The organism is Halobacteriovorax sp. DPLXC-1 (genome assembly GCF_036903125.1).
Classification (GTDB): domain Bacteria; phylum Bdellovibrionota; class Bacteriovoracia; order Bacteriovoracales; family Bacteriovoracaceae; genus Halobacteriovorax_A; species Halobacteriovorax_A vibrionivorans.
Map to the genome: position 1 here is coordinate 513169 of NZ_JAYMCO010000003.1, position 25803 is coordinate 538971.

General features: G+C 36.5%; 26 protein-coding genes. 15 read left to right on the plus strand and 11 right to left on the minus strand.

Annotated features, from left to right (window positions below):
* The first annotated feature begins 116 nt into the window (after positions 1 to 116).
* Entirely contained in the window at positions 117 to 512 is a 396-nt protein-coding gene (locus VCM44_RS12465; RefSeq protein WP_162929531.1) for a DUF3347 domain-containing protein, read from the plus strand.
* Positions 513 to 654: 142 nt separating this feature from the next.
* Positions 655 to 1527 (plus strand): hypothetical protein, encoded by an 873-nt coding sequence (locus VCM44_RS12470; protein ID WP_334678964.1) that lies wholly within the window; start codon positions 655 to 657, stop codon positions 1525 to 1527.
* A 21-nt stretch (positions 1528 to 1548) separates the two neighbouring features.
* Here the strand turns inward: VCM44_RS12470 and VCM44_RS12475 are convergent, their stop codons facing one another.
* Entirely contained in the window at positions 1549 to 1968 is a 420-nt protein-coding gene (locus VCM44_RS12475) for a hypothetical protein (protein ID WP_334678965.1), read from the minus strand.
* Between the two features lie 15 nt (positions 1969 to 1983).
* Complete coding sequence (locus VCM44_RS12480; RefSeq protein WP_334678967.1) at positions 1984 to 2406, minus strand: hypothetical protein; 423 nt, start codon at positions 2404 to 2406, stop codon at positions 1984 to 1986.
* A gap of 173 nt (positions 2407 to 2579) precedes the next feature.
* On the opposite strand from VCM44_RS12480, the gene VCM44_RS12485 reads away from it, so the two are divergent.
* From VCM44_RS12485 to VCM44_RS12495, 3 genes are read left to right on the plus strand one after another with little or no spacing between them, the layout of a single operon-like run.
* Positions 2580 to 3980 carry a phytoene desaturase family protein gene (locus VCM44_RS12485; RefSeq protein ID WP_334678968.1) on the plus strand — a complete coding sequence of 467 codons (1401 nt, stop codon included), beginning with the start codon at positions 2580 to 2582 and terminating at the stop codon, positions 3978 to 3980.
* Positions 3981 to 3983: 3 nt separating this feature from the next.
* On the plus strand, positions 3984 to 4454 hold the full coding sequence (locus tag VCM44_RS12490; RefSeq protein ID WP_334678969.1) for a 3-hydroxyacyl-ACP dehydratase FabZ family protein: 471 nt from the start codon (positions 3984 to 3986) through the stop codon (positions 4452 to 4454).
* A gap of 2 nt (positions 4455 to 4456) precedes the next feature.
* Positions 4457 to 4627 carry a DUF6435 family protein gene (locus VCM44_RS12495; RefSeq protein WP_334678970.1) on the plus strand — a complete coding sequence of 57 codons (171 nt, stop codon included), beginning with the start codon at positions 4457 to 4459 and terminating at the stop codon, positions 4625 to 4627.
* 8 nt (positions 4628 to 4635) lie between these two features.
* Here the strand turns inward: VCM44_RS12495 and VCM44_RS12500 are convergent, their stop codons facing one another.
* Positions 4636 to 5070 (minus strand): hypothetical protein, encoded by a 435-nt coding sequence (locus tag VCM44_RS12500; protein WP_334678971.1) that lies wholly within the window; start codon positions 5068 to 5070, stop codon positions 4636 to 4638.
* Between the two features lie 237 nt (positions 5071 to 5307).
* On the opposite strand from VCM44_RS12500, the gene VCM44_RS12505 reads away from it, so the two are divergent.
* From VCM44_RS12505 to VCM44_RS12520, 4 genes are all read left to right on the plus strand, one after another.
* Positions 5308 to 5892 carry a YajG family lipoprotein gene (locus tag VCM44_RS12505; protein WP_334678972.1) on the plus strand — a complete coding sequence of 195 codons (585 nt, stop codon included), beginning with the start codon at positions 5308 to 5310 and terminating at the stop codon, positions 5890 to 5892.
* Between the two features lie 3 nt (positions 5893 to 5895).
* On the plus strand, positions 5896 to 6024 hold the full coding sequence (locus tag VCM44_RS12510; RefSeq protein WP_255509241.1) for a hypothetical protein: 129 nt from the start codon (positions 5896 to 5898) through the stop codon (positions 6022 to 6024).
* 60 nt (positions 6025 to 6084) lie between these two features.
* Positions 6085 to 6348 carry a hypothetical protein gene (locus VCM44_RS12515; RefSeq protein ID WP_115361312.1) on the plus strand — a complete coding sequence of 88 codons (264 nt, stop codon included), beginning with the start codon at positions 6085 to 6087 and terminating at the stop codon, positions 6346 to 6348.
* Between the two features lie 278 nt (positions 6349 to 6626).
* The gene (locus VCM44_RS12520; protein WP_334678973.1) at positions 6627 to 14441 is read left to right on the plus strand and encodes a hypothetical protein; all 7815 of its coding nucleotides are present in this window, start codon (positions 6627 to 6629) and stop codon (positions 14439 to 14441) included.
* Between the two features lie 32 nt (positions 14442 to 14473).
* Here VCM44_RS12520 and VCM44_RS12525 read toward each other — a convergent pair whose 3' ends face one another.
* Positions 14474 to 16309, minus strand: coding sequence for a hypothetical protein (locus VCM44_RS12525; RefSeq protein WP_334678974.1), 1836 nt, complete (start codon positions 16307 to 16309; stop codon positions 14474 to 14476).
* A gap of 76 nt (positions 16310 to 16385) precedes the next feature.
* On the opposite strand from VCM44_RS12525, the gene VCM44_RS12530 reads away from it, so the two are divergent.
* Entirely contained in the window at positions 16386 to 16877 is a 492-nt protein-coding gene (locus VCM44_RS12530) for a hypothetical protein (RefSeq protein WP_115361306.1), read from the plus strand.
* A gap of 48 nt (positions 16878 to 16925) precedes the next feature.
* Positions 16926 to 17594 (plus strand): hypothetical protein, encoded by a 669-nt coding sequence (locus VCM44_RS12535; protein ID WP_334678976.1) that lies wholly within the window; start codon positions 16926 to 16928, stop codon positions 17592 to 17594.
* A gap of 30 nt (positions 17595 to 17624) precedes the next feature.
* On the opposite strand, the gene VCM44_RS12540 is transcribed toward VCM44_RS12535, so the two are convergent.
* From VCM44_RS12540 to VCM44_RS12550, 3 genes are all read right to left on the minus strand, one after another.
* Positions 17625 to 18260 (minus strand): transposase, encoded by a 636-nt coding sequence (locus tag VCM44_RS12540; protein WP_115361299.1) that lies wholly within the window; start codon positions 18258 to 18260, stop codon positions 17625 to 17627.
* Between the two features lie 38 nt (positions 18261 to 18298).
* A complete protein-coding gene (locus tag VCM44_RS12545) occupies positions 18299 to 18904 on the minus strand; it encodes a hypothetical protein (RefSeq protein ID WP_334678977.1) in 606 nt (201 codons plus the stop codon).
* 296 nt (positions 18905 to 19200) lie between these two features.
* On the minus strand, positions 19201 to 19854 hold the full coding sequence (locus VCM44_RS12550; protein WP_334678979.1) for an endonuclease I family protein: 654 nt from the start codon (positions 19852 to 19854) through the stop codon (positions 19201 to 19203).
* Positions 19855 to 19966: 112 nt separating this feature from the next.
* Between VCM44_RS12550 and VCM44_RS12555 the strand changes: the two genes are divergently transcribed.
* Positions 19967 to 20233, plus strand: a complete 267-nt coding sequence (locus VCM44_RS12555; RefSeq protein WP_115361293.1) for a PepSY domain-containing protein — start codon at positions 19967 to 19969, stop codon at positions 20231 to 20233.
* Positions 20233 to 20658 (plus strand): cytochrome b/b6 domain-containing protein, encoded by a 426-nt coding sequence (locus tag VCM44_RS12560; RefSeq protein WP_334678980.1) that lies wholly within the window; start codon positions 20233 to 20235, stop codon positions 20656 to 20658. The genes VCM44_RS12555 and VCM44_RS12560 overlap by 1 nt, the downstream gene beginning before the upstream one ends.
* A gap of 13 nt (positions 20659 to 20671) precedes the next feature.
* Here the strand turns inward: VCM44_RS12560 and VCM44_RS12565 are convergent, their stop codons facing one another.
* Positions 20672 to 21526: a LysR family transcriptional regulator gene (locus VCM44_RS12565; RefSeq protein ID WP_334678982.1), complete on the minus strand. Its 855-nt coding sequence runs from the start codon at positions 21524 to 21526 to the stop codon at positions 20672 to 20674.
* 106 nt (positions 21527 to 21632) lie between these two features.
* Between VCM44_RS12565 and VCM44_RS12570 the strand changes: the two genes are divergently transcribed.
* The gene (locus VCM44_RS12570; protein ID WP_334678983.1) at positions 21633 to 22094 is read left to right on the plus strand and encodes a hypothetical protein; all 462 of its coding nucleotides are present in this window, start codon (positions 21633 to 21635) and stop codon (positions 22092 to 22094) included.
* 59 nt (positions 22095 to 22153) lie between these two features.
* On the opposite strand, the gene VCM44_RS12575 is transcribed toward VCM44_RS12570, so the two are convergent.
* On the minus strand, positions 22154 to 22630 hold the full coding sequence (locus VCM44_RS12575) for a TraR/DksA family transcriptional regulator (protein WP_120404345.1): 477 nt from the start codon (positions 22628 to 22630) through the stop codon (positions 22154 to 22156).
* A 206-nt stretch (positions 22631 to 22836) separates the two neighbouring features.
* Between VCM44_RS12575 and VCM44_RS12580 the strand changes: the two genes are divergently transcribed.
* Positions 22837 to 25305: a cation-translocating P-type ATPase gene (locus VCM44_RS12580; protein WP_334678984.1), complete on the plus strand. Its 2469-nt coding sequence runs from the start codon at positions 22837 to 22839 to the stop codon at positions 25303 to 25305.
* A gap of 1 nt (position 25306) precedes the next feature.
* Here VCM44_RS12580 and VCM44_RS12585 read toward each other — a convergent pair whose 3' ends face one another.
* Entirely contained in the window at positions 25307 to 25558 is a 252-nt protein-coding gene (locus VCM44_RS12585) for a hypothetical protein (protein ID WP_115361281.1), read from the minus strand.
* A 21-nt stretch (positions 25559 to 25579) separates the two neighbouring features.
* Positions 25580 to 25783, minus strand: coding sequence for a hypothetical protein (locus tag VCM44_RS12590; RefSeq protein WP_115361279.1), 204 nt, complete (start codon positions 25781 to 25783; stop codon positions 25580 to 25582).
* Between the last annotated feature and the right edge of the window lie 20 nt (positions 25784 to 25803).

The window sequence follows — 25803 nt, forward strand, 5'->3', positions numbered from 1 at the left end:
TTTTCTCAGTAACACATCCCGAAAAGGTTTCTCGAATCTTTAGTTATTGATTTTGTGTTTTTCGTGATATACCCTAGGGGGGTATGTTGATAGCGTACGTTTCCATAGGAGAAATCATGAAATTATTTATAGCTTTTATATTATCTTTTAACGTTTTTTGTCATGAGTTAGAGTATCAAAATTATCTAAAGCTTCAGAGTTCATTAGTTGAAGGCAATCTTAGTAATGCCTTAAAGTCTTGGAAAACAATGTGTGAGAAAGAACTTGGCCACTATGCTAAGGACTATAAGTATAATGACTGTGGGAAGAATATTGAAAGTGTTAGTGCTCTAAGAGACTCATTTAAACTTCTTTCAGAAATCTATATCAAGAATGGAAAGTCTCTTGAAAATAGCGAGCTAAAGATCGTTAAATGTCCAATGGCAAAGGCCCGTTGGATTCAAAAAGGTTCTTCTATTAAGAATCCATATTACGGAAAGAAGATGCTTACTTGTGGTGAAATAGAGTCGTAAGAAGAATCTCTATAAGAAATCCTTTAGCATTTCTTTAAGTAACTATTGTATCCTACTGTTTTTTGATGTTAACTTATTTTGTTTATGAAATGGGCTTTTATGACGATAAGTTTCCTATAAAATCAAACAGATAGGGGACAAAATGCAAAACGTTAAATTAAGAAGAGAGCTTTCTGAATATCTTAGGATTCTAATTTATTTCTTTCTTACTTACTCCATAGGAAAGTTTACTCTATTTACATTCATACATTCTTACTCGCTTTTAAACGCTTTCGATATCGTTGAATTTAGTCGAGTTGTGTTTAGCTATATACCACTTTCTTTGGCCGTCCTTAGTTTTATCTTTCTCTATAAAAAACATGAGTTCTTTTATAAATCATTTATGCTCTTTCTTGTATCATTACTTTCTCTTAAGTCTTTGTCTTATGGTATTGTCTATTTTGCTAATGATAGCTTTCGTTTACCAGCAAATTCATCGATGCACTATCCTTTGATGTTACCAGTTATATATTTACTTTCGTGGAAGTTCTTAAGTCTTAGAAAGTGGAACACTGGAATTATTGAGAAAGTTAATAGAAAGAATAGAGAAGAATTAGATGACTTTAAACTAGGTTGGGTAAAGTTACTTATTACTTTCTATCTTCTTCTTGGAGCTCTATTTTTAATTGTTGAAAGTATTGTAAATGTTTATAGAGTATTTATTTTAAGAGGAGCATATCTTAATGGGGCAATTGAACCCGTATTTGCATCAATTATCATAATTTTAAGTTTATTTTCTATTTTTCAATTATATACACGCCGTAGACAATTTATTTTTACTTTTAAGTTAATACTACTATCAAAAATATTTCTTCCAATCTTATCTATAGTCTTGGTCTCTTTCTTTGGAGTCAATGTAAATCAGAATGGTTGGAATGCAATTTTTTATGAATTGGCCATAGGTGTTCTTATATCAGCTTCTTGGATGATATATATTTATCGATCAAAGAAACTTGAAAAATACTGCGCTTATTAACTTAATTTCTAAAGATATTAATTAACAGATTGTTGGTCTTTCGGCATTTGTTCTCTTTTTATTTGATTTCCAAGCTTCTAAGAGGATTAAGCCGAAAGGCACCCACCAAATAAGATCATTAAAGATGATATTCCATCCAAACTTTAGAGGAAATACATCTTGCATGATTGAATGGATAAAACCGATAGGACCAAAGATCTTTCCAAGGAAGCCTACTAGAATAATTGGCCAATGCCTTATAGGGTTTGCTGCAGCAATGATATAGCCAAGGCCATAGACTGCGACGATCATTCCCACACATTGCCAAATTTGAGGGTAGGTTGGAATCTTTGCACCTGAAAGCTCAAAGGCCATGGTTGGAAAGAAGATCACCCAAGCTCCCCATAGGATATTATAAAGGCCTGCTGCTATTAAAGTATATTTCATCCACTTCTTTTTCATTTTACTTTTTTCCCTTTACTCCATTTTAGAGATTATGATGACAAAAAGCAGAATACTTCTTGCTGTCCAAAAAACTGTACGGGCCCAATTTGAAAGAATGAGTTTGTCGATGCTTTGATCATCTCTTTTACTTCCTAGCTTCTTATGAAGAGGCATGCTTATAAAGAAAGTTATCATCCAGATAAAAATGAGAAGAACGAGATTGATGATAAAGGCCATGTCTGGTTGCTTGATTGTAAGAAGTGTTGCTGTTGCTAATTCACATAGCATAAGGGGCAATACGATGAAGCTTATGGACTTAACATGAAATGCACTAAATGAATGAAAGCTCTTTTCATCGATAAATTTGAAAGAGGGGTAGTGAACAATTTGCACCATCCAGATGACACCACTCATGAGTAAGCATAGGGAAAAGTGAATAAGTGTTAACTCTTGCATTTCTAAGCTCCACGAAACTAAGGATAAGTTTAAGTTGTCTTAAGTTCTTAATCAAGACTATGTGTATAGGCTTCCGCCGTCCTTTTTTTAACCTATACAGTTAAGACTTTGCGAAATCGTTTAGTAAGCTTTAAATGATTTGTGATATGGTATGAAGAAAACGGAATAACTTTATGAAAGAGTATGATGTTGTCGTTCTTGGTGCTGGTATGGGCGGGCTTGCCGCCGCTGCCTTATTGGCCCAAAAAGGTGAGCGAGTATTGCTTGTGGAGTCTCACTATGCTGGAGGAGGTTGTGCAGGATACTTTAAGCGAAAACAAGGATATTACGATGTCGGTGCAACGACACTAAGTGGCCTTGCCGATGGCCGCCCAGTAAATAAGATCTTAAAAAAACTAAATTTAGATTTAAAAACTTATCACTGCAATCCAGGGATAAAAGTTAATACAGAAGATGAAGTATTTAACTTCTACGCTAGTTTAGATGAACTTAACGATGAGTTAATAAGAGTCTTTAATCTTGATTGCTTAAAGACGCTAAAAAAATGGCAGGCCCTAGAGGATCTTCTTTGGGAGAGTCTTGATTATGTACAGGACTTTCCAAATATTGGTCCTTCAACAATTAAGAAGTTCTTTATGAATCCAACAAGAAAACTTCTTAAACACCCTAAGCTTTTCACATCATCTTTTTATAATTACCTTCCTAAAGAGATGAAAAAAAATAAGAGATTTATTCGTGTCTTAGATCAACTACTTCTCATTAGTACTCAACAAACTTCTAAGACATGTCCTGCATTTATGGGAATACTTGGCTTCTTCTATCCGCTTGATACCCACGCTATTGAAGGTGGAATGTGGGGATTAGTGAAATCCTTAGAGAGTAAGATTCAGTCATTTGGTGGTGAGATTAAATATCGCTCTACTTGTGAGAAAATTGAAAAAGAGGGCGGGGCGTATCTTATCTCAACAAATAAAGAGCAGATTAAATGCTCAAAGCTAATCTCAAATATTTCTCCAGAAGTTTTTGATTCATTATTTATGGATAAAGAGTTAAAGCAAGACAAGGGAAAGATTTGGGGTGCAATGACGGCCTATTTTAGCTTCTCAAGTAAAATACCTATCACTGAATTATATCAGCAAGTTCATTACCGAGATGGATCACTCTTCTTTTCATTCTCACATCCTGATGATCAGCACCGCTCTGAAGGTATGCAAATGGTAACAGTGTCTACCCATGTTGATTGCGATGGTTTTGATCAAAGAGATGATGCTTATAAAAATAAAAAAGAGAAGTTTAAAACAGACGTTCTTGATGCTTTTAATAAATGCTTTAAAGAGCATGAAATTGATGAGGTGGCCTTTGATAGTGTCGGCACTCCATTAACATTTAAGCACTATACACAAAGGCCTAATGGAGAAGTAGGTGGTCTGATTCATAATTCAGCACTTTCTCTACTTCGCTTAATTCCTAATAAAATGAAAAACGAAAATATATACTTTGTTGGAGACTATACATTTCCAGGACAAGGAATTGTCTCTGTCTTTCAGTCTGCGCTAAATACCATTAAGGAGTAAGAAATGAATAAAACACAAATACAAGAGTTACTACATCATCGAGATCCATACTTAATGGTTTCTGAGGTTACGAAATCAAATGAGAATGAAATCGAGTCATTAAAAACCTTCTCTGGGGATGAATTCTTTGTTAAGGGCCACTTTCCAAATGCACCAGTCGTTCCAGGGGCAATGATTCAGGAGTTTTGCACTCAAAGTGCAGGAGTTCTAATTACAAAATATCACTCACCAGTTAAAGATTATAACTCTAATAAAACCAAGGGCTGGGCCTTGGGTGTTTTAAATAAAGTTCAAGGGGCTAAGTATTTTAGTATCGTGAAGCCTCAAGGTGACTTAAAGGCAAAGGTTAAACTCATTGATAAGATGGATAATCTTTTTAAATTTTCAGCAGAGGTTTATCAAGAAGATGAGCTTAAAGCTAAGTTGAAATTTAGCCTTGTGAATATCAGTGATGACTACCTAACAGGAGAATAATTATGTTTGGCCTTGGAAGTAAGAAGAAAAAGCTAGAAAAGAAGTACCAGAAAAAATTAGTAGAGGCACTTGAGGCCCAAAGAAATGGGAATATCGCACTTTATAGTGAGCTATCTTCTGAGGCCGACAAAATACTCAAAGAGATTGAAGAGCTAGAGAGACAAGGTAAGTAGTAAAAGTATTAAAGATTGATACAATCGTAAGTATCAAAAGTCTTTGATTCGATATCGTAAAGGTAGAGCGCCTCATAATACTTCTTTGTGTAAGCAGCATATAGGCCTCCTGATTGTGGGTTTCCACAATAGTAGCGCGTATCATGCTCTAGTCGATAAAGCGCAGTTGAGCCGCTACTGAATTTTTCAACATTTTTTTGTGCTTTAAGATATGCGCTTTGAACTTCATCGTAGAATGGAAGCTCTGGTGTGAACTCCACACACTCGTATTCTTTTAGATCTCTTAAATCAGTATTATCAATATAGTAGTAAAGCTTAGAATCTTGTTTGAAATAGATTTTAATATGAGACTCATGCTTTCCGCAGTAAAGAGCGCCATTTCTTGGACGGGCCGAAACCTGGAACGAAATAGTGATTAACAGAATTAAGCTAAGTAACTTCATATATTTGCCTTTGAATAAATTTTCTTATTTTTATACAGCAAATTAAATATCTTGAGTTAAATGATGTATTTTTGACAATGTTTAGTTGATAGCAAATAAAGTCATCACAAATTATTCTTGTATAATCTATAACTTAGCAAGCAAATCTCTTTTGTGTCTTAAGTCGTTGATTTTGTTCATATTTTGTCTCCCTAAAGCCGATTAATTAGAAAAGATAATGATTTAAGAGGAGAGGTTATGTCCAAAGGTCTAGCGATACTTAGTTTAATGTTTTTATGCTCTTGTGCCTTCACTGATGTGAATATTCAAAGAGAGTATTATTCTAAATCCACTGAAAAGAGCAGAAGTAATACCAGAGTTTATGTCCATGTTGATAATAAAGAGGACCGAGTTGTCGGTGTAAAGAAGAATGGTTATGGAATCGATACTGCTCAGGTATATTTACCAACGTCGCAATCACGCTGGTTAAAAGATGCCATCGAAAGTGAATTGCGTATCCAAGGATTTATCGTTTCTAAATTTCGTAAACAAAGTGATGTTGTACTTGATGTAAAAATTAATCAATTATTTGTTGAACCAGATGTTGGATTTTGGGCAGCAAGCCTGATTGGTATCGCAGATTTAAATGTAAGGGCTAAAATTAAAAAGGGACACGAATACGAAAGAAACTTTGTAGAAGTTGAAAGATCAACTGAGATGGTATGGACAGACACTGATATCAAAGAAAGATTCAATGGTGCTGTATCAACGTGTTTAAGTGATATCGCCGTAAGACTAAGAGAATTATTAAGATCAAAAAATACAAAAGTAGCAAAGAGGTAATCAATGAGAAATTTAATATCAATTCTAATGCTTTTATCACTAGTAAGTTGTGCTTACGGATTAAAGCATATCGATGCATCTAAAAAGAGTGATTCTCAGTGGAAGAAGGTGAGTAAAAAGAAAAGTAATTAAGATAAACTCAGATCGCTAATACGTGATTTTTTAATTTAGAATTCATGCTACAATCGCAATATGAGTAATTGCTGTTCAAATAATAATGATGAAAAGAGTAAGGAAGTTGATCTTGAGAATCTCGACGGATTGATTTGTTATTGTTTTAAAAAATCAAAGAAAGAATTATTTGAAGCTGTAAGATGTAATAATCAAACATTAATTGTGGATGAGATTAAAGCTAAAATGAAAGATCCAGGCTGTTTTTGTGAAAGAGCAAACCCATCAGGGAAGTGCTGTTTGGCAGATGTTATGGCCTTTATAAAAGCCGCGTCTAAGAATTAATATCTTAAGGGCCTTCTCGTGCTCGCATAAGTAGAAGTAAATACCTGTTTTTACTTGTTCCTCTTTGGTCTAGCCAATAAATTTTGCCGGTTTCAATTTATTTTGTTTGCAGTGTTCAGAAAATACTAAACATAAATAGATATAATTACGATGAGATAAAGGATTATTGTTTGTGGGGAGGCATAGTCGCTTACAATCATCTATGTGTTTTCCTCAAAATAATTTTTCTTTAATTAACGGTGGAAATGAACAAAATATTGCTAAATTTTATTCTTATAATGTTAGCGTTCACAATGGTGTCCTGTGATGACTCACTTGAAGCTGAAGGGAGTCTTACTGTCACTCCTGGCGCTTTTGAAATCACTATTCTAAGACCTAGCTCAGATGGAAGTTCAATTTCTGGTTATAGTGTAATTTCTGGCCATTGTGGTAAGCCAGGTTATCCAATTGAGGTAACAGGTGCTGTTAATTTATACTCGATCTGTCAGAGTGATTATCATTGGGCAGCACCAGTTTCAGCACTAGAGTCAGCAGTGGGAGCTGTTACAGTTAACGTTCAATTAAAAGATAAAAATATGAGTGGAGGCTCTTCTGTAGCTTCAAGAATCTTTACTAAACAAGACAATATCTGTGAGGATTCTGCAAATTTAACTAAATTATATGCCAACTCAGAAAGTGCAGATGGATCTTTGATTCCATATAAAATTTGTACTTCTCAGCAATTTTTAAATATCGCTCTTAACCCAAACTCAAGATTTCAACTCGCAACCGATATCGATTTTGCTGGTCAAAATATTGTTCCTATTGCTGCTGTCTTCTCAGGTGAACTTAATGGTCGAGGATATGCTCTTAAAAATTATATTATCAATCGTGCCGCTGATAATAGTGTTGGGATTTTCAAATATATCTCGGATGCAAATATTAGTGAATTACATATTCACAACGCACAGGTGACGGGGAATAGTCGTGTTGGTTTACTCGCAGGAGACTGGAGAGGAGCTGGAACGATTAATAGCATCAGAGTTTCAGGGAAAGTAAATGCAATTACTATGGCCGGTGGTTTAATCGGTTTGGGTAATAGCTCAAGCTCACTTAATATTTCTGACTCTCAAATACAAGTTGATGTTAATGCCAATAACTACACAGGTGGAGTGATTGGTTATATCAATACTAACGACGGCCTTTTAAATGTTAGCAATACAGACATCTATTCAAATGTAGCAGGCCATGACTATGTTGGTGGTTTTGCCGGTTTAATTTTAGAGCCAAATCAAACTTTTACAAATGTTCACCACAAAGGAAGTATTACAAGTACTGGTGTTGTGGTTGGTGGTCTTATTGGAGAGAGTGCTGGGGGAAGCTTTGATAATGTTTCTCATATTGGCTCTGTTGGAACTTCAAAAGATGCTGTTGATGTAAATGTTGGTGGTCTAATTGGACACGCCAAAGGTACGCATTCCATAAGTAACTCTAAAGTCGTCTCTAATATTACCTCTGGTGGTAGCTACACCGGTGGACTAATCGGACGATTACTATCTGGATCGATAACAAACTCTTATACGAGAGGAAGTATCGTTGTTAATGAAGATTATTATAATAGTGTTGTGAAATTTGTTGGAGGTCTAGTTGGTAATATTAACTTAGACTCATCAATCTCAGGTTCACACTCTCATGTCGATATAAACTCTACTGCTTACTATGTTGGGGGCCTTGTCGGATTCCTTGGTGGAGGCAATACAACGATTGATAGCTCTTATTCTGTAGGAGCGATAGAGGCAATGACTTCAAATGTTGGAGGCCTAGTTGGTTTCATGACTGGGAAGTCTATTACAAACTCATTCTCTCATTCAAATATCACGATTACGAACCCAACTCCAAAGGCATATATTGGTGGTATCGCAGGTTATACTAAAAAGAGTGATGTTATTTTTGATAAATTATACAACTCTGGAAGTATTCACTTTAATAATGGTATTGCAGATAATGTTGGTGGACTCTTTGGTTATGTTGAGGCCCAAAGTATTAGCAATGTTTTCAATACTGGAAATATTACTGGGGCAAGATCTTTAATCGGAGGAATTGCTGGTTATCTAAAAACACCAATACACAATGCCTATGCTGGTGGAAATATAAGTGGGTCACTTCGTTATATTGGAGGTATCGCAGGACTTGCTTTTCAAAATAATATCAATGATGTTTTTGTTAAGGCCAACTTAGAAGGTGATGGAAATATTGGTGGTATTACCGGCTGGTATATCGATGATTCAACAACCATTACGAATGCCTATATGGTAGGTAGTATTAATAAGTCTTCAGACTCAACGTTAGGGGAAAGTATCTTTGGGCCGGTTTTTGGAACGAGCTCAAACGTTAACTTAGCTAATAACACATTTTTCTTGGACTCGATTACATTTACAGATATGGCCTCTGCAGCACCTTTTAATGGTTTCAACAGGTTCGGGAATCAACTTACTGCTGAGGAAATGGCATCTGAATTAAGTTATGCAGGATTTAACTTTGCTGGTGCAAATGATTGGTCCATGCCAAGTGTCGGATTCAAACTTCCAGGTGAAACTCTTGATTATAACTACGCTATTTTTGATTTTATGAATGAGGCCAATTATGGTTTTAATTCGATTCAAACTTTTAGTGATGACCCAATTAATGAGGGGACACCAAATTTATTTGGGATTGGATCAGAAAAGACATTAAGCGCTATTGCAGCAAATACTGAACAATTGGACATTATAACTTCTACAGATCCCGTCGCGAATGTGAGTGTGGGAACCTACTCAATTTCATTTACATATCCAGATTCCAATGGAGCTCCAATTGCAACGACTAAGTTAATTCACGGAGAGTGTGGAGTTGTTGGAGAAGAGATTAGTATCACAGGCTCAGTAACATTATCGACGATATGCCAGAGCAATAATCGTTGGGTAGCACTAATTGATGCCACAGAACTTACGTCGGGTACTATTACAATCAATGCTCAACTAAAAGATGATACAGGTGCCATCGTATCTCCACTTATTACTAGAACACTTAATAAGTCTATTAGTAGTAACTCATGTAGTGACAGTGGTGCTAGTGGTTCTTTATATGCAAATTATAATAGCGGCGGTAATGGTGACACCATCCCATATATTATTTGTAATCCTAATCACTTTAAAAATATTGAAGTTAATCCTAGTGCAAAATTTGAACTTGCTAATGATATTGATTTCGCAGGTAGTACAATTAATCCGCTAAATGGGAATTTTACTGGAGTCTTAGACGGTAAAGGTTTCACTGTTAAAAACTTCGTCATTAATAGGCCATCTGCTAGTAACGTTGGAATTTTTAAAACCATGAGCGGTGCGACTGTTAAGAATATTGATTTCTTAAATTTTTCAGTTAATGGATATACAAAAGTTGGCTCAATTGTTGGAAATGCTAATGGAGTAAATACTTTTGATAATATTACGCTTGAAGGTAGTGTAACAGGTATTTTAAATACTGGTGGCATGATCGGTGTGGCCAGCTCTAGCGCTGCTTTAACTATGAACAATATTTCTAGTACAGTTAATGTACAAGGGAATAATTATACCGGTGGCCTCATCGGTATCGTCACTTCAAGTGATGGAAGCTTTACCCTTGATAATATTGACTTAAATAATACTGTTAATGGTCTTGGATATGTTGGGGGATTAGTGGCCCAAATTCAAGAACCAAATATGACTATCACTAATGTTACTTCTAATTCAAATGTTGCTGCTATTAATAATTATGTAGGTGGTCTAGCTGGAGAAATTGCTGGCGGAAGTATTTCATTTGTCACAATAACGGGAGATATTTCTTCGCCAAAAGATGCAAGTGATGGCCATGTTGCAGGAGTTGTTGGACGCTCTGTTGGCAGCGTTAACCTTGATAATTGTAGCTTTACTGGAAATATCAGTGCTGGCTCTTCTCATGTTGGAGGGATACTTGGGTCGGGAAGTAGTGCGACAATAACTAATTCAACTAGTTCCGGAACAATCACTGTTGCGGATGATCGTTATAATTCTGTTACTTCATATATTGGAGGAATTGTTGGTCTGCTTAGTGAAGACTCGACAATTCATGACTCTAATTCATCAATGAATATCAATGCGCAATCTAATTTTGTCGGTGGTATCGCTGGCCGCTTTCATGGTGAAAACTCTATCATGTATAATGTTTTCTCTACTGGAACAATTGATGCAAGAACTTCATTTGTTGGTGGAGTCGCTGGATATTTCTTTGGTGAAGAATTTAGAGACTCATACTCAACTTCAACTGTTAATATTACCAATCCAACACCAAGATCTTATATTGGTGGCCTATTAGGATATGCCAATTCATGGACCTCTCGTTTTGAAAGACTTTATGCGACTGGTGACGTCAACATCAATAATGGTACTGCTGATTATGTAGGTGGATTGATTGGATATTTTAGAGGCGGCTACCTTGAAAATTCTTATGCAAGCGGGAATGTCTCTGGCGTAAGAAACTCTTCAGGAGCGCTGGTCGGTCTACATCGAGGTGATACAAGAGGCTGCTTTGCTACTGGTAATATCACTGCAAGCGGTCGCAATATTTCTGCATTGATTGGTTATCAATTAGAAGGAAGTATTACCGATTCCTTCAGTACTGGAAATGTTGAAGCCGACGGAAGTGCCGGAGGTATTGTCGGATATTTAAATTCAACAATTGTGGACTCCGTTACTGATGTCTATGCTCACGGTATCGTTACTCAAAATACAGGCTCAAGTTTCGACTCTTTAACTATGGGGGCCATTCTTGGTGAGGAATTTTCAGCAGGTTCTTTATCGGTCACTCAATCATTTTATATCCAAGAAAATAGAGATGCCTCTTTTAACACTCTTGGAAGTGCTGTTGCACAGGCCAGTGCAAGTTCGGCAGGAAGTTATACGAGTTTCGACTTTGTCTCATCTCCTGGTTGGCGTGTACCAAACGAAGGCTATAATTTAGAAGGGCATGGTGCCTTCACTGCTCCAATCCTATCTTGGATGGGGGGCTCAATACCAAATTCAAGAAAGATTAGTGGCCCTATTACTAACCTTAATCATAGTGGGATTACTCTGAATCTAAATGGAGTAGAGAATCTATACATCCCAGCAGGGGCAAGTAGTTATCAATTTGCTACTGAGCTTTTTGATACCGATTCTTATAGCATTACAATTGCTACTCCTACACAAAACCCTACAATCAACTGTAGTCTCGCTAATGCCTCTGGAGTTATCTCTGGTTCAGATATCACTAATGTAAGTTTAACTTGTCCAACTTTTACTTCAATTAGTTTATCGGCAAGTCAAACAGTCTTAGAGGTTTCAGGAAGTGCTCAGTTATCTGCAATATTAAATTTAAGTGATTTATCGACAATCGATATAACAAACTTTGCTAACTATGCAGTTTCTCCTTCTGGTGTTGTAACTGTCGATTCTACAGGGCAGGTTGTGGCCACCAGTGCTGGTACAACAAGCGTTTCTGCGAGTTTAAATGGGCTGACTTCTAACGGAGTAAGTTTTACGAGTACTATTACTGGTGGTGTAAGTAACTTATCAAGTGCTGCGGTTTGGATTAGAGGAACGCCAATTAATAGTCCTGTGATTAGTTGGACAAACCCTGCAGAAAGTTTTGACTCTATTGAGGTCGGACTTGGTTCATCTGCTGGAACTGATAGTATCGCAAGCTTTACAAATGTTGGAACGAATCAAAGTCACAGCTTTTCAAATCTTACTGGAATTGTGGAATGTTCCATTATTTATCCAAGTGCTAGAGTGAAGTCCTTAGGTGGGACATATGGAAGTGTCGTAACTGATACGCTTGGTTTCCGTTATGATAATACGAGTCCCGTATTCTCATCAAATATTTCTGTTTCAGGTGAGGCATCTCAATCGGTTGCAACAACTACTTCTTGGTCTAGTGCTACTGATAACTGTGCCATGAGATATTATGAGTTAGCAATTGGAACGGCCCCTGGCGCTAGTGATATCACGTCAGGTTTTAAGTATATTGGTAATGTGACTTCTTATCAGGCCCAAAACGGCCTTAATGGGATGAATGTAAATTTAAGTACTGGTGTGGATTATTATACATCTGTAAGGGCCGTTGATTATGCCGGTAACGTATCTACTGTTATGACTTCAGCTGCATGGCAAATTACACCTGTTGAAGATTCACTTCCAAATATGTTGGTATGGCTTGATAGTGCCGACTTATTAACTGTAAAAGATAATCTTGCAATTTCAGCAGATAGTCCTTCTTTTAATGGCAATGTTTATACATGGGAAGATAAGTCAGCTAGTGTCAATGTTCATAATGCTATCGCTGATGCTACTTCAGACCCGGACTTTATAAGTGGAAATATAAAGTTTAATGGATCAACTACTTATTTAAAAATTCCAGAGCATGCTGACTTAAATCTAAGTACCGATATTGAGAAAAACTTAACTATTTCTGTTAAGACTGAAAATGATATCACTACAAGACAAGTTATTTATGAAGAAGGTGATGCTAATCGCGGAATGAATATTTATATCGACAGTGGAAATCTCTATTGTGGATTCTGGAATAACTCAAATGACGGTGACGGAGTTCAGCCTTTTGTGTCTGTTTCTTCACCAATTTCTACTGACTCAACTTACCATATAACTTGGTCTCTGGATTATCGAAATTATGCTGGTGCTGCCGGCCCTGATGGTTCAGTTGAGTGTTATATTAATAACTCTTCAGTTGGAAGTGTTGTGACTACTTCACGTTTATTTTCTCACGCTGGAGATATTGGACTTGGTGCTTTATTGAATAGTTCTCATTTTCATGATGGTGTGATTTATAGTACTCAGGATTACTTCTTTAAAGGAAAAATATTAGAATTTATTATTGCCGCTTCAACTCCTGACGCTACTGGAGTTAATGCTATCCATGATTATTTAAGAGGGAAGTGGTCTGGTAGTGAGCTAAGTTCACCAAATAATTTGGCCTTAACTAATAACTCAACTCAAACAAGTAGTGCTACTTTAAGCTGGTCTCCAATTCAGTCATCATACTTTATTCTTGACCATTATGAATTTGCTATTGGTACCACTGCTGGTGGTGATGATATCTTAGGATGGACCAATATTGGTACTGTTGAAAGTTATCAGGCCATTGATGGCGTGGCAGGTATATCTTTATTATTAAATGAAGGTGTCGATTACTATATTTCAGTTAAGGGAGTTGATACGAGTAATAATGACTCTCAAATTGCCACATCTAATGTGTGGCAAGTTTACGATATTGCTAGTGGTGGACTACCTTCTACGATTCTACACTACGATGGCCAAGACTTAGCTAGTATCTTAGACCCTTCTGGTTATGACGCAAGTGATCCGCTCTTTTCTGGTACTGCAAATACTCTTCTCGATATTTCTGGAAGTGCAACAGTATATGACTGGAGTATTCAGTCGGGGGCAGGAGCAAATTATAATGTATCAACGAATGCTCTGGAGTTTGCAGGGGATACAACTTATCGACTTTCAACTCAAGCTGGAATTAATGATACGGTTACGACTTCTAAAAATATCACGATCTCATTAAAGACTGGGGCCAATATCAGTACGACTCAAGTTGTTTATGAAGAAGGTGGATCGACAAGAGGGATGAATATTTATATTGATCAAGGGAAATTATATTGCGCATTTTGGAATACTGTTGATGATGGAGATGGAGCGCAACCATTTATTCAAATTAACACACCTATTAATGCTGATTCTGTTTATCATGTGTCTTGGCTCTATGATTACACAAACTACACAGGGCCTGACGGGGCAAATGGATCTTTAGAATGTGTTGTTAACTCAAATAGTATTGGTACAGCATCAACCACAACAAGAGTCTTTCCTTCAAATGGTAAAACAGGAGCAATTGGACTTGGTGGCCGCTCAGGTAAAACAAATCTTTTAAGTGGAACGACTGGTGGTGGTAGTGGTGATTACTTCAATGGAGAAATTAATGAAGTTATCATAACGACTGAAACTCCAGATGTTAGTATGATTCAGTCCGTACATACTTATCTCAATAGTAAGTGGTAAGTGCCATGGCGATTACCATGGCACTTTAAGAATTAGTTTTTCTCGATTGCAGAAGTTTTCGCGTAGTTGATTGCTGTTGTAAGTAGTAGACCAACAAAGAAAAGTACGCTTAAGCTTGTTTGATAGTTAAACCCTTCTACTCCAGCAATTTCCATTCCTGCAATGGCAAGAATTCCAAAAAGAAGTGCAAAGAGAGCATCTCCTGTAATAAGTCCTGCTGCTGTTAGGATTCCTCGGTGAGTGATTTTAGTCACTGACTTTGTTCCTGATAGTCTTGCAAGAGAACCAAGTAGGATTCCCGTTCCAATATATGAAGGAAGATAGATCCCAACGGCAAAGGCAAGTGAGCTTAGAATGATTCCTTTGCGCTTTCCAATTATTTCAACAGTTACTGCAACAAGACCAAGTCCTGTTCCAGCTAAAACTGGCATAAGAGGAATATCACTTTGAATAAATAGTGATTTTAAAACTGTTGCAAAGAAGGCTGCCTGTGGTGCTGGTAGGGCCTCACTTCCAAGAGTTCCTGTCTCATGTGCAACGTAAACTGCAAGGGGAACTGAAATAGCTCCACCAAGAAGACCTACGATTTGCCCAACAAATGAGCTTGAAACCTTTAGGCCATTAAATTGCATTGTCTTATAATCTTGTGATGAATCGTTAGATGCACAAATGGCAACACAAGCTGCAACAATAATTGGAACTAAGAAGTAAACACCTTGAATTCCTTCTAGTCCAATAGCAAGACCCACAAGACTTAGAACAAGCATTCCCATAAATACTGTTCCTGAAACAGGTGAAGCGGATGAACCAACTTGAAGGGATAAAAGAGCACCTAGACCACTTAGGAAAAAGATTAGTAGTAGGGCAACTATACCAAGGGCCACAAGACCTACAATTGTTGCACCTGAATAGATCATCATGGCAAGAAGTAGGATGGCACCAAATGCGATTGATCCTAGAAGCTGCTTTCTTCTATCGTCTGGGATTTCTAATTGTTCAGCATTATAATCTGCTTCTTTATCAGCAAGGGCATTACGAGTTTTACGACCTTCAATAATATAAGCGATTAGTGAATAAACAACGGCCACAACCATAGCTGCACCACCAACCCAACGAAAAGTTGTGCCTGGCATTCCTTGGGCCGCAGACATTCCTTTAACAACTGCGTTTAGAAGTCCTCCAAAGAAAATTAAGACTGCTGTTGGAACCGTAAGAAGTGCACCAATTCCAAAATAGAGTGGGTTAATTGGCAGTGGAAGTTTTGTTTCAACGCCACTAAGAGTGAACTTAAGGTCATAGATACTTGCTTTTAATACTTTGATTTGGCTTAAAAACGCCATCACAAAACCAAATAATAAACCAGGTACAAGTGAAAGCATTAGTGGTGGACGTGCCTGAGGATTATCAGCTGCTGTTTGAATTAAGCGATCACAAGCAACAGCTTCGGGAGCCGGTAGCTTTGGATCAGTTAAGAATCTCTCTGTTGCAAGTCCTACAAAACCCCAACCGAGAAAACAACCGGCCGCAGAAGATAGAATAAGAGATAGAATATCAACTGGCGGAACAGGTTCACCAAGTTCAGCTGCTAAAATTTGAATAATTGGTGCGACAAAAGCGACACCAGCTGTTACTGCAACTCCGGCAGATCCAGTTACTTGGGCCATAGCTAGAAAGCCCTTCATGTCCTTCTTAAAGAAGGCACCCATGGCAACCCAACCAAATAAAACAACAAGGGGGCTAATTCCTGGGGTTATTCCTGCTTTTAGTGCAGAGAAGACAAATGCTGCACCGAGAACAAAGGAAATGACGAATCCGAAGGCGATTCCGGCCTTCTTCGATTTTAAAGATGGTTCTAATACATTACTCATACTCTTCCTCTAGTTATAAAAAAGTTATAATTATAGAATTACTTTACTAGATTGATTTAGCAAGTATTATGTATATATGACGAAAATTGATAAAGAAAAGCTTACTGAAGAGATGAATGCTAAGAATCGTGATTGGTTAATCGAATCAGGTGGGATTTCATCACTCTTTATTCATAATTTAGAAAACTTTGCATATCGTTATCTTGAAACATCCGCAGATAAGGGGATTAAGTGTTTCATTGACGGCGATCTTTATCGTGTTAGCTCTACTGAGCCATCAATCATTGAGGCCCTCAAGTGGGAGAATCCCCAGCTTAAGAAGTCTCTCATTGATCTATGCAAGAAGTTTCCAGGAAAAGCCTCTCAAGAACTTAGAGTTAAGCTAAATATTGAAACTAAAATGATAGGTGAGCATAAGAATGAATGCTCAGCTTCTATTAAGTGCTTGCTTCCAAGCGGTGAAAGCTCAACACTTTCTGAAAAGACAGCATCCATGACTTTTGAGGATCCAATTGAGCTTCGCAATAAACACGCAGCTTTATTAGAAGACGTTTGTACAATTTTTTAATTACGCACTTGTTTCTAAACTATTGAGTAAAATTGTCGATAATCTATTATGCGACTTAAGTTTCTCCTTTCATCAATAGTATTTATTACAATACTTTCATTCGTAAGCCTTTATTCTTCGATTGATGAAAGTGGGATTAATAGATCCACAAGCTCTTTTAATTCCTCAAGATCTGTTGCCGATATTAGCTGTCGACAGGCAATGTCTGAATATCTCTCTGCTTCAGTTAATGAAGAGAATATTATGCTTTGGCATCTCTTTAAAGATGATATGGCACAAGTCAATGCGAGATATTTAGACCATGAAGACTTTGATTCACTATCAGCAGATCCTGATCACAACTTTAAGCAAACAAAGACAAGTCTTCTTGAGGCCGTAAGTGGCCTTTATGCTCAGGAGAGTGGAATTCTTGCTGCTGGAATTTCTCGTGGCCCAGAAGGGACAGAATTTGTTGATGGACAGGGTGTTTTCTGGGATGTGAAAACTCCTATTGCTCCTTTATTTGATCAAAATTGGCGTTTTAATATCGAGCAGTCTGGAAATAGTATTAAGCATAAACTTGAAGCAGTGGATGGGATTCATATCCTAATTGATCTTTCATATATCCGCCCACAAAATGCCGTGAACTTAAAAGAGTGGATCAATAATAATATTTCTAAAGAGCATAGAAGTCGAATTCGCTATGTCGTTGTTCCCGATGGAATAGTTGATTACTAAGTTTTAGGGGCGCGGGTACCAATGGAAGTTTCAATGACTTACGCCGTATTTAAAGTCATTAAGTCTTTTCTTGTAAAGTACAGATATCTTTTGCTTTGGCTTAAAGTAGCTTCGTTTTAGACTATTACGAATACAGTTATCAAACTCAGAGCCGAATCTTTTTTCTATTAGATGCTTTGAATCGGAGTAGTTAAGATGTGGCCTATAGTTGAATAACTCTGCTTCAAAGTTAGAAAAGTGTAATGAACTATATGGGTAGTCCTTGCACTCATCACAAATTCCTGCACGAATTGGATTTTGATAAATATAACGATAGACATTAAAAAGATAACTTTGCTTTGATACAATTGACCACTTATAACGATTACTAAACTTATGATTAATTACATTTATTCTATTGGAAATCATAAAACTAATACGCCAATTAAAATGCATCATGAATCGATCAATATTCTCATGTGGTGTCGTTAGAAGAAGATGATAGTGGTTTGACATAAGAACAAAGCAATTGATCTCTACTTTTTCACGCTCTAATGCATAAATAAGAGATTCTTTGCAAATATCCCACACTTCATATATTGGAATATTAAACCAGTCGCGGTTGTTGTTTCTTGTAATGACGTGATATGGGTACACGTTTTGTCTGATTAACTTTTTCTTGGGCATAGTTATCTCGCAAAGAAATAGCGCCGAAGCGCTTTGGGTTATTTAAGTTTCTTGTATAGACTGTAGTTAACACATGCTAAAAATGGTGTACTGATGAAAAGTCCAAGACCTAGAGGAAGTAGTGCTAGAATTGAAATAAGAAAGTATGAAGACATCATGACGAGAATCAAGTTCGAATTGCTATGAAAAACTCCACGACTTTTCTCTAAAATTTCCCATGCTGTTAGATTTTTATTATTCGCATCAAGAACCAGAGGTGTTGTGAATGCATATGAGCAAAATGCATATGCACCGGGAATAATAAATGCAATAAATCCAATCAATGTTAATAGTGAAGTTAGTGCACCTACTTTAAAAATTGCTCCAAAGTTTACTTTTTCAATATTTAAAAAGTCTGTAAGAGTTAGTATCTCTTTTTCTTCTGACGACTTAATCGCTGTGTAGAGACCGGCCATGTAAAGAGGGAAGACTAGGCTTGAAGCGAATGGGATTGAAGATAGTGCCCACATTAAGCCTGAAGACAGGAGGGTGTAGAGACTGTAGGGAAGTGCGTTTCTACGATAAGTTTCCCAGCCTTGTTTGAATAAGAAAGAGACTTCTTGAATTGTTTTTGAGTTGTTTAAGTTTAGTACTAAAGTTTTCATTTTTACCTCACATTTGTTAGCGAAGTAATAATGCTCTTGCTGCATTAATGCATAACTTTTTCAATTTGATATTAAATTTTTTCAATTAGGGGCGCGGGTACCAATGGAAATTTTAACTACTTAGCGTAAAAAGTTCGTCAAAATTTAGGATGAGCGGCGCGTAATTTAGTGATTTATCTTAAAATTAGAGCTGATTAACTGAGTCTCTGCTCATTTAGGCACATTCATAACTATTTTACGCGCAAAATGAATTCTAAGTTATTGAAAGTTCCATTGGTACCCGCGCCCCTAGCGCTCTAAAAATCTTTAATTGCATCAACAAATTCAGGATTTAAGATAAATGGATTAATATTACCCTGTAGAGTTTGAATAATCTCATTTCTTTCTAACTCGCGATTATCAACAGGATCAATTATATTCCATTTTCTAAGAGTTGCTTCTTGATCTTTATCAATGGAAAAATCATAGCGAATAGCAAAGTAGAACATCGCTCTAGCGACATTTCCTTTGTGATGATCTTGAGGTTCAAAACAGTCTTGAGAGTATTCATCAAAGCCTTGAATGCTTCCATCCATTTGCCAGTAGTCATAAACTGCATCACAAAAAGGAAGATTCGCTCTTTTGCTATTGGACTCTTTACTCGTCACAAATAGGTGATGCATATCACTATTTGCTGGCAGCTCATCAGCACCTTTTGATTGAGGCCAAGTGTGTTCAATATTAAGTTTGAAGTTTCGTTTATAGCGACGCTGGTATCTTTCTTGACACTGACTAGGTGTATAGGCACTACAGACAACACCATTTATATTATCAACTGTTGAAAACATTAGTTTCTTAACTTCACTATATTCTAGGGCCAAATGATTTCTCTTTGCCATTTTGGCAATTGATTGGCGATTGATGACTTGGGCCGTAGCACTAAAGCAAAGTAGTAGAATTAAGATTTTCATATGTGTGTCATATGATAGTTAAGATATTATTACAAGAGCTAAAACTTTGACCTCATGGGAATTCAATTAGATAATATAAAAAAGTAATGGCGTTGAACCATAAGGAGCATATATGAAGAAAATATTTGTAATGGTATTATTAGGTATGACTTTTGTTTCTTGTTCTAAGAAAACACAATGTACAACTGAAGACAAAAGCAAGTGGCAAGATCAAGAGACTTTTAAATCAAATCTCGTATCACAAGGATATAAGATTAATGAATTTAAAGTAACTGAAGGCAATTGCTACGAAATCTATGGATGGGACAAAGATAAGAATAAAGTCGAAATCTATTTCAATCCAGTTGATGGTTCTATTGTAAAGAAAGAGAATCACTAGTGAATGATTTGAAACTACCTTTAAAGTTTAGGCTACTCCATTGGGGAGTGGCCTTTATTATCATTTTAAATCTTTTTATTCTTGAAGAAGGCAAGCAAATTCATCGCTACCTTGGCTATGCCTGTGTTGCCTTTGTTTTCATTCGCTTATTAATTAGTAAAGGTCGTAAAGTGTCTCACTATAATGAGAAAGCAAAGTATGTCTATTGGTTGATTTGGACTGCAATTGGTGGACTTGGGATTACTGGTTTTCTCATGGGACTGGATCGCTTCTTTGGTAATCAATTATTAGAAGATATTCACGAGATCATTTCAAACTCTTTAATTGCATTGATTGTTGCACATCTTGGTGGCGTATTCTTTGATGCTTATAAGAATAAGAGAAAGACATGGCTTCTAATGTTTACTGGTGAGAAGTTTAAGTAGACTTCAAGTGGTTTTAGCTCTTTGCCCACGTTGTTAAAAACCTTTCGACCTCATTTATAACGACTTGTGCATGAGCGCTAATATTTTTCTTACTATAAAATAATGAAATATTGTGCTCGCTTTCTTGAATTAAGACTTTCTTATGAGGAATAAGCTTTCCTTGAAGGACCCCTTCTCGTGCAACTCGATGAGGAAGTAGTCCGACACCTAGTCCTTGCTCTGTAAGAGATTTCACTGTTTCTAAATTATCGCAAGATAAAATATGTTTAAAGCCTAGTTTAGTTGCATCAAAGTGGATTGATTCTGGAAACTTTATTATATGATCTAGAAAAGAGCTTTCAATTTGCTGAGAATGATAAAGTCCAAAGGAGTCTGAGTATATGATCTTTTCACTAAGAGAGCGACTTTTGACACCACTTGATACAATAATGGCGATATCGAGTTCACCTTTCTTTAATTCTTTCAACTTCTGTGAACTTCGCCCAGTTGAAAGTATAATATTAAGAGAGGGGGCAAGCTTTCTTAAGTACTTGATAAAGTCAGGAAAGAAATATCTCGAAATACTATCGTATGTTCCAATATAGACATTACCGCTCGCTTGCACATTATCTCTTATTAAGAGTTGCATTTGATTTGCTTGATCAATCGTCTCTCTTGCATAGGAATAGAGTTTGTCGCCAGCTGGAGTTGGAATAACGCCATCTGAGCGTCTTATCAATAGCTGTGTATCAAGCTCTTCTTCTAATTGTCGTAGAACCTTGGACAGTTGTGGCTGGCTTACATATGCCTTTTGACTTGCCTTTTGCAAAGAACCTGTTTCAACAATATTACAAAAATATTCAAGTTTACCTAAGTGATCTTTAAGCATAATTCACCTATATCTAAAAGTTATACCACCATATCAATAAAGAATTATTCTTACAATGAGAATAATGTCATAAATGAACCTACAAAATCACAAAAAGGAGATGAATATGAAAATACTTTTACTAACAGCTTTCTTCATTACATCAAGTCTTACATTTGCTTCAAATGATATCGATAATATAACTTGTGCTTTAGAAACAAAAAGAGTCGGTGGAAATATGAGTAAGGGGAGAGCTCAGCAGGTTTTCCAATTAACAATTGTAGGTGAAAATGTTTTTCGTCTCAAAAGTTATAGAGGACACTTTTTTGACAAAGGCTATAGGGCAACAAGTGGTGGAAGAGGTTCTGTTGTTGAGCTAGTTGCAAATGCAGATAAGGGCTATCAGATTCGCTCAAGAACTTATCTGTCTTTAGACTTTTCAGAGTTACAAGACGATGTCACAACTGGTGGCTACCCTGGTGCTGGTAGTCCACCTACAAGAATTAATAATTATTCATGCATGATCAATTATCCAAAAGAACTAATTGATGTAACTAGACAAGAAGTTGTTTACGACTTCAATCTCTAATATTAAAACTTATATGCCATGCTTCTTTGTTAGGATTCTAAGAAGGGAGTATGGCCTAGCTAATTTTGGGCGCATTCAATACAGCTAGTTGCATAGGGAAGTGCTTTTAATCTCTTGTCTTCAATCTCTGAACCACATTTCTCACAGACTCCAAAGTTTCCATTTCTAATTCTTTCTAGAGCGTGATCGATACTCTTTAGTTCTATTCTTGCTAACTCATCTAAGTCTTCAATCACTTCATCGTTTTCCACTGCAATAGACTGGTCGTCGTGATCTTTGGTCAATGGGTTATCTTGGTGTGTTTTATCTCGTGTTAACGTGTTGATTCTATCAGTAATTTCTTGTCGCATTATGATGAGCTTGTTTTCGATTGCATGCAGATCCGTTCTGTCCGAATCTTGAATATCTTCATCTCTTTTTATATTTTTTTTCCAGTTTCGAGTATCAGTACCTTTTTCGAATGTATCATCGACATAGTGTTTAGTATGAGCTCTATGTTTATACTTACTTTGGTCACTTAAAGCTTGTCTTCCCATTTGAATCTCCTTTGAGAATTGGTATCAAATAGTGTTTGATGCTCTCTTAAGATTAATATGGAAAGTCGTAACTTAGTACTTAAGATAATCTTATTTTCAACTATTCTAGGCCATCTAAATTAAGTAAATATAATAACGTTTTAATTTGAAAATTAAGCTATAAATGATGGAGGTATATAAGAACACTAAAAACCTCTGCTGTGATTATGGAAAAGAAAGCACAACTCCAAAACCTAAGAGACATTCAGATCACATCTTGCGGCCTAAGTGATAGTGAAATTTCAAAGCAACGATTAATCTTTGGTGAAAACATAATTGTTGAACGTGTTGGAAACCCTTGGCTAGAGTTGGTTTTTGATACTTTGAAAGATCCAATGGTTTGGTTTCTTATTACCATTGCAAGTGTCTTCTATTTTGTTGGTGATATCTATGAATCAATAATCTTATATACAGCAACTATTCCTCTTGTTTTTATGGATGCTTTTTTACATTGGCGTACTCAGGCCTCAACTTCTAGTTTAAGAAGTCAACTTAGTTCATCCGTGATTGTTATAAGAGAGAATAGAAAGGTTTCGATTGATTCTAATGATATCGTTCCAGGTGACCTTGTCATACTTTCTACTAAAAACCACTTCTTACCTGCTGATGGTATTTGGGAAGAATGTGATTCTTTACAAGTTGATGAATCAGTACTGACTGGCGAAGCATTTCCTGTGAATAAATCTTCAATAGGAAAAGATACTCTTTTAAAACAAAAAGAGAGTCTAGTTGATTCAACGTTTTTAGGGTTTGCCGGAACGAGAGTTCTTACTGGAAATGGTCATTTAAGAGTCTTAGCAATAGGGAAGAAGACTTCTTATGGTGAGATTATACATTCTGTAACAGATATTACTCATGAAAGAACTCCACTACAACAAGCTATCTTAGAACTTACTCGTAATTTAGTATATCTCGCTCTATTATTTTGTTTCGTTCTTGCTGGGGTTAGACTTTATCAAGGACATGGATGGTTAGATGCGTTGTTAAGCGCTGGCGTTTTGGCCGTCGCGGCCATCCCTGAAGAATTTCCAATTGTATTTACATTCTTTCTTGGGGTTGGAGTCTATCGTTTAGCAAAACATCATGTACTTGTACGTCGTGCCGTTTCTGTGGAAAATATTGGTCGAGTGACCCAAATTTGCACCGATAAAACTGGAACAATTACGATTGGGAAATTGACACTGACTCATCTTGAAACTACTGAAGAGACCTCTGAGCAAGATCTATTGCGATTTTCAATGGCCGCATCAAATGCAGATGGAAATGATCCTGTTGATATTGCCATATTTGATATGTCAAAAAAACGTAGTGTGAAAATGCCTTTGAAGCTAAAGTCTATTCCGTTTACTGAAGATAGAAAGCGGGAGGTGGCGTTTTTAGAAGGAAATGATAAGTCCCAGCTTTGTGTGATTAAGGGAGCACCTGAAGTTATCTTGTCAAAATCAAATCTCTCTTCTGTTGATTTGGATTTATGGACAAAGGAGGTAAGCACACTCGCTAAAGGAGGTCACAAGGTTTTAGCGGTTGCTGTTAAGGAAATAATTGAAACAACTTCATTTATAGAACCAGATAGTGATTTTCGATTCATTGGACTTCTTGCTTTTGAGGATCCTGCGCGACCTGAAGTTAAAGATTCAATTATTTATTGTCAGGAGAATGGAATAAAGGTTTTAATGATTACTGGAGATCATCCTGATACAGCATCCGCTATCGCTAAAGATATTGGTCTCAAAAAAGAATCTCCTCTTGTTATCACCGCACATAATTTGGATTGGTCCCAGGAAGAAATAAGATCATTAAAAAACATTGATGTTGTTGCAAGATGCAGTCCTCTTGAAAAACTCAAGATAGTTAAATCATTAAAGAAATCTGGAGAGTTGGTTGTTGTTACCGGGGATGGTGTTAATGATGTTCCAGCTTTAAAGGCTGCAGATATTGGCATTGCAATGGGACTTCGTGGTAGTCGAAGTGCAAAAGAAGTTGCTTCAATTATATTAAGTGATGATAACTTTAGTACAATAGTGAATGCTATCCGTGAAGGAAGACAGTTATTTGAAAATCTAAGAATGAGTTTTAAATACCTATTGCTTATCCATATTCCATTTATTCTATCTGCTGCAATTATTCCTCTAATCGGCTATCCTCTTCTTTTTTTACCTATTCATGTCGTTTGGTTAGAACTAATTATTCATCCAAGTGCACTTTTTGCATTTCAACTTAAATCAAATGGAAAACCTATCAAGATAAAAGGAGCGAGGAACTCATTTTTTAGTAAAAGGGAGTCTGCAACTATTCTGATTATTGGAATCATATTTACATTAGTTTTGATATATTCATACAGAAATGGTTTTTTTGAGAATCAAAATATTCAACACGCAAGATCAAAAGCAATGGCCCTACTTTCTTTTTGGAGTGCTGGAGTAGTCTTATTTTTAACTAAGGGAAGAACGGTAGCAGCAAGAATAATAGTATTTATGACAATGGCCTTCTCTATTGTCTTAATTCAAAATACTTGGTTTGCAGAAATATTACATCTGTCTCCATTACACTTATCTGATTGGGGAGGAGTAATAGGTAGTTTAAGTGCCATGCTCCTTTTATTTCTTTTTTTGAACAAAAGGAGCATGGTGAGGTAATTTATAAAGTATCTTTGATTTTCTTGTAGCCTTCTTTAAGTTCTGTTAGAAGGAGTTTGTTGGCCTCTGAGATATTGTCGATTGCTTCTTTCGTGGCCTCTTTAGTAGGAGCAACTTCATTGTTGATCTTCTCCCATTTACTCTCAAGTCCATCCCATTTTTCCTTCACTTCGGATTTTAATAAATGTGATTGAACTTTTAATTCATCTCTAGTTGTTTCTAATTCATTTAAAAAATCTTTAACTGTTTTCATCGATAAACCTCCTTTCGTTGTTTATGCTTTCGGTGGATTTTCGTTCGGCTTTTCAGGCTCCTTTATTGGCGGCTCTTTTGGCACATCTGGCGGAACTTCTATTGGCGTCCTATCAGGTGCATTTGGCGGCTCTGGAACTTCTCTTGGTATCTTCGGCGTTTGCGGCTTAGGCGAAGGCGTCGGATGCTTTGGTTTATTTGGTGGAACTTCTGGTTTATCACTCATAAATTACCTCCATCTATTAT

What these genes read in the sequence shown, in the direction of transcription:
- VCM44_RS12505 (WP_334678972.1), top strand. Translation starts at nt 5,308, where the DNA reads ATGTCCAAAGGTCTAGCGATACTTAGTTTAATGTTTTTATGCTCTTGT.
- VCM44_RS12465 (WP_162929531.1), top strand. Translation starts at nt 117, where the DNA reads ATGAAATTATTTATAGCTTTTATATTATCTTTTAACGTTTTTTGTCAT.
- VCM44_RS12580 (WP_334678984.1), top strand. Translation starts at nt 22,837, where the DNA reads ATGGAAAAGAAAGCACAACTCCAAAACCTAAGAGACATTCAGATCACA.
- VCM44_RS12470 (WP_334678964.1), top strand. Translation starts at nt 655, where the DNA reads ATGCAAAACGTTAAATTAAGAAGAGAGCTTTCTGAATATCTTAGGATT.
- VCM44_RS12550 (WP_334678979.1), bottom strand. Translation starts at nt 19,854, where the DNA reads ATGAAAATCTTAATTCTACTACTTTGCTTTAGTGCTACGGCCCAAGTC.
- VCM44_RS12575 (WP_120404345.1), bottom strand. Translation starts at nt 22,630, where the DNA reads ATGGGAAGACAAGCTTTAAGTGACCAAAGTAAGTATAAACATAGAGCT.
- VCM44_RS12480 (WP_334678967.1), bottom strand. Translation starts at nt 2,406, where the DNA reads ATGCAAGAGTTAACACTTATTCACTTTTCCCTATGCTTACTCATGAGT.
- VCM44_RS12570 (WP_334678983.1), top strand. Translation starts at nt 21,633, where the DNA reads ATGAAAATACTTTTACTAACAGCTTTCTTCATTACATCAAGTCTTACA.
- VCM44_RS12500 (WP_334678971.1), bottom strand. Translation starts at nt 5,070, where the DNA reads ATGAAGTTACTTAGCTTAATTCTGTTAATCACTATTTCGTTCCAGGTT.
- VCM44_RS12540 (WP_115361299.1), bottom strand. Translation starts at nt 18,260, where the DNA reads ATGCCCAAGAAAAAGTTAATCAGACAAAACGTGTACCCATATCACGTC.
- VCM44_RS12585 (WP_115361281.1), bottom strand. Translation starts at nt 25,558, where the DNA reads ATGAAAACAGTTAAAGATTTTTTAAATGAATTAGAAACAACTAGAGAT.
- VCM44_RS12545 (WP_334678977.1), bottom strand. Translation starts at nt 18,904, where the DNA reads ATGAAAACTTTAGTACTAAACTTAAACAACTCAAAAACAATTCAAGAA.
- VCM44_RS12510 (WP_255509241.1), top strand. Translation starts at nt 5,896, where the DNA reads ATGAGAAATTTAATATCAATTCTAATGCTTTTATCACTAGTAAGTTGT.
- VCM44_RS12565 (WP_334678982.1), bottom strand. Translation starts at nt 21,526, where the DNA reads ATGCTTAAAGATCACTTAGGTAAACTTGAATATTTTTGTAATATTGTT.
- VCM44_RS12555 (WP_115361293.1), top strand. Translation starts at nt 19,967, where the DNA reads ATGAAGAAAATATTTGTAATGGTATTATTAGGTATGACTTTTGTTTCT.
- VCM44_RS12525 (WP_334678974.1), bottom strand. Translation starts at nt 16,309, where the DNA reads ATGAGTAATGTATTAGAACCATCTTTAAAATCGAAGAAGGCCGGAATC.
- VCM44_RS12490 (WP_334678969.1), top strand. Translation starts at nt 3,984, where the DNA reads ATGAATAAAACACAAATACAAGAGTTACTACATCATCGAGATCCATAC.
- VCM44_RS12515 (WP_115361312.1), top strand. Translation starts at nt 6,085, where the DNA reads ATGAGTAATTGCTGTTCAAATAATAATGATGAAAAGAGTAAGGAAGTT.
- VCM44_RS12530 (WP_115361306.1), top strand. Translation starts at nt 16,386, where the DNA reads ATGACGAAAATTGATAAAGAAAAGCTTACTGAAGAGATGAATGCTAAG.
- VCM44_RS12535 (WP_334678976.1), top strand. Translation starts at nt 16,926, where the DNA reads ATGCGACTTAAGTTTCTCCTTTCATCAATAGTATTTATTACAATACTT.
- VCM44_RS12485 (WP_334678968.1), top strand. Translation starts at nt 2,580, where the DNA reads ATGAAAGAGTATGATGTTGTCGTTCTTGGTGCTGGTATGGGCGGGCTT.
- VCM44_RS12590 (WP_115361279.1), bottom strand. Translation starts at nt 25,783, where the DNA reads ATGAGTGATAAACCAGAAGTTCCACCAAATAAACCAAAGCATCCGACG.
- VCM44_RS12520 (WP_334678973.1), top strand. Translation starts at nt 6,627, where the DNA reads ATGTTAGCGTTCACAATGGTGTCCTGTGATGACTCACTTGAAGCTGAA.
- VCM44_RS12495 (WP_334678970.1), top strand. Translation starts at nt 4,457, where the DNA reads ATGTTTGGCCTTGGAAGTAAGAAGAAAAAGCTAGAAAAGAAGTACCAG.
- VCM44_RS12475 (WP_334678965.1), bottom strand. Translation starts at nt 1,968, where the DNA reads ATGAAAAAGAAGTGGATGAAATATACTTTAATAGCAGCAGGCCTTTAT.